The sequence below is a fragment of the Winogradskyella psychrotolerans RS-3 genome (assembly GCF_000427335.1).
Classification (GTDB): Bacteria; Bacteroidota; Bacteroidia; order Flavobacteriales; family Flavobacteriaceae; genus Winogradskyella; species Winogradskyella psychrotolerans.
Genome location: NZ_ATMR01000199.1, coordinates 218655 through 227176, shown reverse-complemented (window position 1 = coordinate 227176; position 8522 = coordinate 218655). Strand labels below are relative to the sequence as shown.

The 8522-nt window shown below is 32.2% G+C and carries 8 protein-coding genes; 1 reads left to right on the top strand and 7 read right to left on the bottom strand.

Annotation, left to right across the window (positions count from 1 at the left end; translation table 11 throughout):
* Positions 1-637: 637 nt before the first annotated feature.
* From ADIWIN_RS17930 to xerA, 3 genes are all read right to left on the bottom strand, one after another.
* Complete coding sequence (locus ADIWIN_RS17930) at positions 638-1252, bottom strand: hypothetical protein (protein ID WP_020897296.1); 615 nt, start codon at positions 1250-1252, stop codon at positions 638-640.
* A gap of 1276 nt (positions 1253-2528) precedes the next feature.
* Positions 2529-3035, bottom strand: coding sequence for a hypothetical protein (locus ADIWIN_RS17925; RefSeq protein WP_020897295.1), 507 nt, complete (start codon positions 3033-3035; stop codon positions 2529-2531).
* Between the two features lie 69 nt (positions 3036-3104).
* Positions 3105-4232, bottom strand: coding sequence for a site-specific tyrosine recombinase/integron integrase (gene xerA, locus ADIWIN_RS17920; protein WP_020897294.1), 1128 nt, complete (start codon positions 4230-4232; stop codon positions 3105-3107).
* A gap of 83 nt (positions 4233-4315) precedes the next feature.
* Between xerA and ADIWIN_RS17915 the strand changes: the two genes are divergently transcribed.
* Complete coding sequence (locus ADIWIN_RS17915) at positions 4316-4714, top strand: hypothetical protein (RefSeq protein WP_020897293.1); 399 nt, start codon at positions 4316-4318, stop codon at positions 4712-4714.
* Positions 4715-4834: 120 nt separating this feature from the next.
* On the opposite strand, the gene ADIWIN_RS17910 is transcribed toward ADIWIN_RS17915, so the two are convergent.
* The 4 genes from ADIWIN_RS17910 to gcvT form a co-directional block, all read right to left on the bottom strand.
* Entirely contained in the window at positions 4835-5581 is a 747-nt protein-coding gene (locus ADIWIN_RS17910; RefSeq protein WP_020897292.1) for a YebC/PmpR family DNA-binding transcriptional regulator, read from the bottom strand.
* A 467-nt stretch (positions 5582-6048) separates the two neighbouring features.
* The gene (locus tag ADIWIN_RS17905; protein WP_020897291.1) at positions 6049-6336 is read right to left on the bottom strand and encodes a 4a-hydroxytetrahydrobiopterin dehydratase; all 288 of its coding nucleotides are present in this window, start codon (positions 6334-6336) and stop codon (positions 6049-6051) included.
* 195 nt (positions 6337-6531) lie between these two features.
* Positions 6532-7371 (bottom strand): sugar nucleotide-binding protein, encoded by an 840-nt coding sequence (locus ADIWIN_RS17900; RefSeq protein ID WP_020897290.1) that lies wholly within the window; start codon positions 7369-7371, stop codon positions 6532-6534.
* Positions 7372-7394: 23 nt separating this feature from the next.
* Positions 7395-8477, bottom strand: a complete 1083-nt coding sequence (gene gcvT, locus ADIWIN_RS17895; RefSeq protein ID WP_020897289.1) for a glycine cleavage system aminomethyltransferase GcvT — start codon at positions 8475-8477, stop codon at positions 7395-7397.
* Between the last annotated feature and the right edge of the window lie 45 nt (positions 8478-8522).

Genomic DNA, 8522 nt, shown 5'->3' with positions numbered 1-8522 from the left:
AACGGTATTGTGTATGGTTAGTTGCGTGGTTTAGCAACTAAGTTAACAAAAACCCACGAACCGGAGAATATTCCGAAGGAATATTCCAGATGCTCAGAGACGAAGCAATTAATTATACACGGTGTTAGCGGCAGTTTTTTATTTAAGTTTCAGAATTGCACGTTCTGCTAGTCAGTCGGACGTAGTAGAGTAGATGAGTGACTTAGATCCCAACAGAACAGAATTTGGCGGATAAGAAACAAGTCCAAAGTCAAATGTGGTTTTTATAAGTCCAGTTTTTCATTTTAACGTTCAGAATTGCACGTTCTGCTTGTCAGTCCGACGTCATTATGCTGATTAGCGATTACGATCTCACAGGCTTTAATTTGGCGGGTGAGAAACAAGTCCGACGTCAATTGAGTTTTAACAAGTTGAGTTTTTTTAATTTATCTGACTTAAAAGTCTAAAAAAAAATCTCCAAAAAATAAACTAGGCGAAAATGTACGTATTGCATTGCTGCTAACGTTGTTGTGTATGGTTAGTTGCGTGGTTAATCACCTAATTTAGCAAATAAATCACAGATAGAATATTCCGCAGGAATGTTCGTAAGTCGACAGTGACCAAGCAATTAATTATACACGGTGTTGTAAACTGGCTTTTATGCTATTTGTTCAATTCGACAATTTTCACATTCTGGATGTGAACTAACAAAGTCATTAATCGAATTCTTAATATGTTCAAATGAATCTCCATAAAAATACAATCCAGTTTCTGTGTTAGCTTGCCAATATCGAAGAGTATTGTCTTCAATTCCAGCTAATCTTCTTATTTCAACAGCCAAAGCTTCAGAGTCCGAGCTTTTATAAACTTCATCAGACAGATTTATTCCGTCAAGATAAATTCCTAATCCTTCTTTTTTACCAAACTCTATTTTTTGTTCTGTTTTTTCTATCGTAAGTTTTGAGCCTTTTGGTGCTCCAAGTTCCTCTAATTTTTCAATTATTGCTTTTATTTGATTCTCATCGATTTCATCCGAGTTTAGTTGGATTTCAACATCGCAATATTCCAATTCTCCAGATTTCAATTGCATAGTTCCTCCACCAGTCACTTCTCCAATTCCTTTTGATTGAAGAAACTCGTCTAATGGGTCTTCATAAATTTCTCCTCGGTCGATAGGCATTACTTTATCATTCAGAGTTGCAACGATAAAATTTCCAGAGTATTCTTCTTCCTCATTTTTCTTTATTCCGAAAAGTTTTTTAATGAAGTTCATATGTTTCTTTAGCTTGTTTACAACGTGTTTGTGTATGATTAGTTGCGTGGTTTGGCAACTAATTTAGTAAACTTTTACGGACCTGAGAATATTCCGAAGGAATATTCCAGATAAGCAGAAACAAAGCAATTAAATATACACGGTGTTGGCAGCCGTGCTTATTTTTTAATCCTGCGTTGTTGCTAATCAGACACGCATTTTCCACACAGCTTGTATATCCTGCGCTATATTTTTAATATCTAGGAAACTTATCAAATTTTAGTTCTCGTGTTTAATGAATTAGATAATTATTCCAATTTAGTTCCGCAAGAAATTAAAATTTCCGACTCCATTTTTTCTGATTTTACTTACTTAAAAGTCAAAAAATATCGCGAAAAAGTAACTAGGCTTTTTTATAGCGATGTAGCTATTTTTTCAACCGTAATTTTCCGTTCTGCTTATAATTCCTGCGTTGTGATTTTCATTCCAAAGTTTTGAAATTCCAATTTTATTTTATTCTCAAAATTTAGATTTGTATAAGTTCCAATTTAGAGTTGGACTTTGCCGCACACGCATTGCTGCCAACGGTTCGGTGTATGGTTAGTTGCGTGGTTAAGCAACTAAGTTAACAAAAACCCACGAACCTGAGAATATTCCGCAGGAATATTCCAGATGCTCAGAAACGAAGCAATTAATTATACACGGTGTTAGCAGCAGTTTTTTATTTTAAGTTTCAGAATTGCAGGTTCTGCTAGTCAGTCCGACGTAGTAGAGTAGATGAGTGACTTAGATCCCAACAGAACAGAATTTGGCGGATAAGAAACAAGTCCAAAGTCAAATGAGGTTTTTATAAGTCCAGTTTTTCATTTTAACGTTCAGAATTGCACGTTCTGCTTGTCAGTCCGACGTCGTTATGCTGATTAGCGATTACGATCTCACAGGCTTTAATTTGGCGGGTGAGAAACAAGTCCGACGTCAACTGAGTTTTAATAAGTTGAGTTTTTTTAATTTATCTGACTTAAAAGTCTAAAAAAAAATCTCCGAAAAATAAACTAGGCAAAAATGCACGAATAGCATTGCTGCTAACGATTATGTGTATGGTTAGTTGCGTGTTTCAGCAACTAAGTTAGTAAACAAAAACGAACCAGAGGAAATTCCAGAGGAATTTTCGTGATAATGACTAGCCAAAGCAATTAATTATACACGGTGTTGTGCAACGTTTTTATCCGTTTTATTTTTCAAAATTTTTCAATTCAAGTTCACTCAAATTTGCTTTTTAAATTTTTAATTATTAGGTTTACTTTTCTTTTTTTCCAATCACACCAAATTGTCGTTGCAAATCGTGGTTAGTTGCGATTAAATAATCTTCTTCATTTAGTAAATTCTCAAATCCCTCAAATCTTTCGTCAATATGTCCGAATCTACTTGGGAATTCTCTATTCAGCCAATTTTCAATTTCAGCTTTTGTTATTTTCTGTTTAGTAAATAAATATAAGTAACTACCAGATTCGTATGGATAATAGAATTCCTGATTTGGCATAATCAATAAATCGGTTACAGTCTTTTTATAAAAACCAAACCACGTTTTTTTCTCACGTTTTAATTTTTCGAAATGTATATTTTCCTTTTCCAATCTTTCTTCGGTCATAACGTACGTATTTCCACTTTGAATGTATTGGTACATTTCATAATCGTCAAGTTTCGTTAGTTCGATAAAATCTGTCGGAACTTTATTTGATTTAAATTCTATTTGAGTAAAGATTTTAGATCCAAAATCGTGAAATAATAAAAGAAATTTGGTCATTCTCTATTTTTTTTCAAATGTTGCACAACAACTGGATATAGACTATTGATTATATCCACGTTATGTCTGCTAAGATAATAAATCTTTTATTTCCATAAACGATCTATTTGCAACATGAGTATAAATTTCAGTTGTCTTAGTTGAGTTATGACCCAATAAAATCTGAATATGTCTAATATCAGTTCCGTTTTCTAAGAGATGAGTAGCAAAACTATGCCTAAGCATATGAGGTGAAACTTTTTTCAATATACCAGCTTTTTTTGCAGCTTTAGAAACAATAGTAAGAACACTAGTCGCACTATATCTTCCACCTTTAACCCCTTCAAAAAGATAAGTTTTAGGTCTATATTCTTTATAATATTGTTGTAAATCTTTTAAAATAACTGGACTCAATAAAGAAATACGATCTTTATTTCCTTTTGCATTATTTATTTTTATTACCATTCGCTTACTATCAATATCAGTTACATTTAAATTTAATAACTCACTTCTTCTAAGTCCGGAAGAATAGAGTAAACCTACAATACATTTATGCTTTAAATTGTTTGTGTTTGCTATAATTTTTATAATTTCTTCCTTAGATAAAACCTCAGGTAGCTTTTTTTCTTTTCGTGGTCTTTCAATAGAATAAAACCTATTAGGCATTTCATGTACAACTTCATAAAAGAATTTTATGCTGTTAATAGTTAAATTTATATACGAATTAGATCTGTCTTTCTGAATCAATTTTTGTAAATATTCCCTAACATCATTCTCATTTAATGTGATTGGGTCATATGCATAATAATGGTTTATAAATGCTTCAAAAGATGAAACATAATTACGTACTGTATTATCAGAATATCTTTTAAGTTCTAGTTTTAATAAATAATTTTCAGGACATTGTTTAATACCTGGTTTAGGAATTCGTTTTCTGTAACGTTCTAAATTTAGCTCTGGATTATTTTCATTTACTACCTTATCTGAAAAAAAATAGTTTCCATTAACCCAAGCAATACCATAAAAAGCTTTGAAAATTAAGTCTAAGTTATTTTTAGTATTAGGTAAATAATGCAAAAGTAGATCATCACTCCAAAGTACATTAGGAAGCGTTTTGACAAGAGATTCTATAATTTTACTTGAATTAAATTGAAGTCCAATATATTTACGCCCATCTATAAATAAATGCTTTAATGTGATACTTTTTTGTAGTGTCATGCTGTTTTTTAATAGCAAAATACTGACATTTAATTAATTAGTTGTATTTTATTCGGGTAATATTCGTATAAAATACGGTTAATATGAAATTGACTAGAAAATGTGTGTACTGTGAAAGCGAACTAATTGGAAGAATTGATAAGAAATTTTGTGACCCACAGTGCAAAAGTGCTTATCAATATAAAAAATCAAAAGAAGAACCTGAACGATTCTATAATAAAGTAGACAATCAACTAAAATTAAATCGAAAAATATTAAAAAAATATAATAAAGGAGGAAAAGTTACAGTAAGAGAAAACTTACTTATAGAAGAAGGATTTAATCCTAATTTTTTTACTCATTATTGGAAAAATAAAAAAGGAGATATATATCTATTTGCTTATGAATATGGTTTTTTGAAAATAAAAGAAAAAAATATAGATAAATTTGTCCTAATAACTTGGCAAGAATTTATGCTTACTGATAAAATAAAACACTATTAAACACACAAACCTCTCAAAATAATAGAAATTTGTGTGTTTGATCATTATTTGAATAACTCAAAAAAAGCTACTAATTATAGCAAAATAGTTGTCACCTGCAGTGACAAAATACACTTCAAATTACTCAGCACTTTCCTCCATAGTGTGATATACATTCTGTACATCATCATCTTCCTCTAATTTCTCTAAAAGTTTCTCAACATCTTCTGCTTGTTCTGCTGTTATCTTTTTTGTCACTTGCGGAATACGTTCAAAACCAGAGGAAATGATTTCTATATTGTTTTCCTCTAAGTAAGCCTGAATTTTTCCAAAACTCTCAAATGGTGCATAAACCAGAACACTAGTATGTTCAACTCCGTTTTCATCTTCATCGGTATCTTCAAAAATTTCGTCAACGCCAGAATCAATCAACTCTAATTCTAATTCTTCTAAGTCTAAATCATCTCCTTTAATTTTAAAATTACAGGTATGATCAAACATAAAAACAACAGATCCAGAAGTCCCTAAGCTACCATCCGTTTTATTAAAATAAGAACGCACATTAGCCACCGTACGCGTGTTATTATCTGTAGCAGTTTCTATAAGAACAGCAATACCATGTTGTGCATAACCTTCAAAAAGAATTTCTTTAAAATCTCCTAGACTTTTATCTGAAGCACGTTTTATAGCACGTTCTACGTTGTCTTTAGGCATATTTACAGCCTTTGCATTTTGTATAACAGCTCTTAAACGCGAGTTACTATCAGGATCTGAACCACCTTCTTTTACGGCCATTACAATATCTTTACCAATACGTGTAAAGGCTTTGCTCATAGCAGACCAACGTTTCATTTTCCTTGCTTTTCTAAACTCAAAAGCTCTTCCCATCTTAAATATATTTTTAGTTCCTGTAAGCAGGAATCTGTTAACGATTATGTTTTTGTGTCGTGTATAAAAAATAACACTGAAATTATAGGTAGTGAAATTTTAACCATAGCAAATCTAAGAAAATATTGAAATTGTTTGAATAGAATGACGCTAAATGTAAAAAAATATAAGATTCATGATTAAAACCGTCTAAAACTTGACATATGACGCCTAATTAGAATAATCTCTATCAAAAACTTCATTTTATATAATAAAGTTAGATTATAGTTGTTTAACCACTCCGAGATTTTTAAATTCAACCATCAACCATCAACCATCAACCATCAACCATCAACCATCAACCATCAACCATCAACCATCAACCATCAACCATCAACCATCAACCATCAACCATCAACCATCAACCATCAACCATCAACCATCAACCATCAACCATCAACCATCAACCATCAACCATCAACCATCAACTATTCCTCAACCTCCACAATAGCCTCAATCGCTTCTGCTAATTTGAAATCTTTAAGTGTGACACCATCTTCATCATGCGTGGATAGCGTTATTTTCAAAACATTATAAGTATTACTCCAATTAGGATGGTGGTTTTGTGCCTCACACTCAAAAGCAATTCTGCTCATGGCACTAAAACAATCTTTAAAATTGTCGAATTCAAACTCGGCATGAATTGCATTGTCGAAATAATCCCAATCTGGTAAGTGTAATAACCTCTTTTCTATGATAGCGTCGTCTAATTTCATAATGTGATTTTTATATTTTAAAATTAATAAAAATTATAAACCGTTTAAGGTAAGTTTAGTTATATTTTTTTTGATTTATAAACTGAACACTGAACACTGAACACTGAACACTGAACACTGAACACTGAACACTGAACACTGAACACTGAACACTGAACACTGAACACTGAACACTGAACACTGAACACTGAACACTTACCTCCCCAGTTCTTCTAATATATGTTGACTCGTAATTTGAAGGTGTTTAGGCAGTTTATTAAACTTTGGAAGCACGGCTAAATACCGGTCTTCATTTGTAGTATACACTTGTTTTAATACTACTTTTTTATCTGATAAAATACCGAGAATTTCTTTCGTATAATCATCATGATGCACTAAATCGGTACTTCCTAAGTGAAAAACTCCATATTTATTTCTATTTATGATATAATGAATTTGTTGGGTCAGCTTTTTATCGAGCATCACATTCATTATTAAATTCGGAAATACTTCAACAGATTCATCTTCTAAAATGGCTTGTTTTAATTCCTCAATTCTTGGTGAAGTCGCACCAAATATCATAGGAACTCTAATTATAGCGACTTGTTTTTCAGGAAGACGTAATAATAAATTTTCAATTTTTATTTTGAAATGGCCATAAATACTATGACTTAGTGTTTTGTCTAATTCATAACTTGGAAATTTACTATAAGCATCAAACACATTAGCAGAAGACAGAAAAATAATCTTGGAACCAAAGCTCAGGGCATATTCAGCAATATGTTGGTGTACAATAGTCTGCGCATTAAAATTTCCGCGAAGTGCAGAAATAATAATGGTTGGTTTACAAGCCTCTAAAATTTCATAAACATCATCTTCTTCCAAATTATAAGGAAAAAATTGAGTATTGGCTTTAAAGGCTTTTGTCGGTGTTCTATAAGTTCCGAAGGTTTTAAAATAAGGGCCTAATTCCTTATAAATGGCATTACCAATATAACCGCTAGCTCCAAGTATTAATATACGGTGCTTTTGAGGATCTAAATTTTTCTTCGTCATTAATCAAACTACACGCTAGAAATTTATCCTTTATAAAAAGGGGCCTTTACGACAGTTGCTGGAATGGCTTTTTTACGCACCTGAATAAATATTTTACTATCCACTTTAGAAAATACAGTTGGTACATAACCCATACCAATACCAATCCCTAAACTAGGACTCATAGTACCAGAAGTAACTTTACCAATCGTTTTTCCGCTGCTATCTACAATATCGTAACCATGACGTGGAACACCACGTTCATCTAATTTAAAGGCGACTAATTTATTTTCAGGAGTGTGCTCTTTTTCTGCTTTTAAAGCGTCGCTGTTCGTAAAGTCTTTGTTAAATTTACAAACCCAACCTAAACCTGCTTCAATTGGCGACGTCGTATCGTCAATATCATTACCATATAAACAGTAACCCATTTCTAAACGCAACGTATCTCTTGCAGCTAAACCTATGGGCTTAATTCCGAAATCAGCTCCAGCTTCAAAAACTTTATCCCAAATTTGTTTTACTTCTGTGTTTTTACAGTAAATCTCAAAGCCACCACTACCAGTATATCCTGTAGCAGAAATAATAACATTTTCAACACCCGCAAAATCACCAACTACAAAATTGTAGAATTTTATGGCAGATAAATCATGACTCGTTATAGACTGCATCGCTTCAACAGCCTTTGGACCTTGTATGGCTAATAACGAATACGCTTCGCTTAAATCGCGCATCTCAGCACCAACATCGTTTTTAGAGGATATCCAGTTCCAATCCTTTTCAATATTACTAGCATTAACGACCAATAAGTATGTTTCTTCTTTTAATTTATAAATGATTAAATCATCTACAACACCACCATCATCATTTGGTAAACAGCTGTATTGTGCTTTTCCAATTTCTAATTTAGAAGCATCATTACTCGATACGTTTTGAATCAATTCTAAAGCATGTGGACCTTCAATTAAAAATTCACCCATATGAGAAACATCAAAAACACCAACCGATGTTCTAACCGTTTCGTGTTCTATATTTACACCTTCATATTGTACAGGCATGTTATAGCCAGCAAAAGGAACCATTTTAGCACCAAGTGCTTCGTGAGTAGAGGATAAAGTAGTATCTTTCATTGTGAATTGTTTTAATTTTAGATGTGCAAAACTACATAAATTTTA

Coding starts and splice junctions, on each gene's coding strand:
- ADIWIN_RS17930 (WP_020897296.1), bottom strand. CDS start 1,252: ATGAACTTCATTAAAAAACTTTTCGGAATAAAGAAAAATGAGGAAGAA.
- ADIWIN_RS17925 (WP_020897295.1), bottom strand. CDS start 3,035: ATGACCAAATTTCTTTTATTATTTCACGATTTTGGATCTAAAATCTTT.
- xerA (WP_020897294.1), bottom strand. CDS start 4,232: ATGACACTACAAAAAAGTATCACATTAAAGCATTTATTTATAGATGGG.
- ADIWIN_RS17915 (WP_020897293.1), top strand. CDS start 4,316: ATGAAATTGACTAGAAAATGTGTGTACTGTGAAAGCGAACTAATTGGA.
- ADIWIN_RS17910 (WP_020897292.1), bottom strand. CDS start 5,581: ATGGGAAGAGCTTTTGAGTTTAGAAAAGCAAGGAAAATGAAACGTTGG.
- ADIWIN_RS17905 (WP_020897291.1), bottom strand. CDS start 6,336: ATGAAATTAGACGACGCTATCATAGAAAAGAGGTTATTACACTTACCA.
- ADIWIN_RS17900 (WP_020897290.1), bottom strand. CDS start 7,371: ATGACGAAGAAAAATTTAGATCCTCAAAAGCACCGTATATTAATACTT.
- gcvT (WP_020897289.1), bottom strand. CDS start 8,477: ATGAAAGATACTACTTTATCCTCTACTCACGAAGCACTTGGTGCTAAA.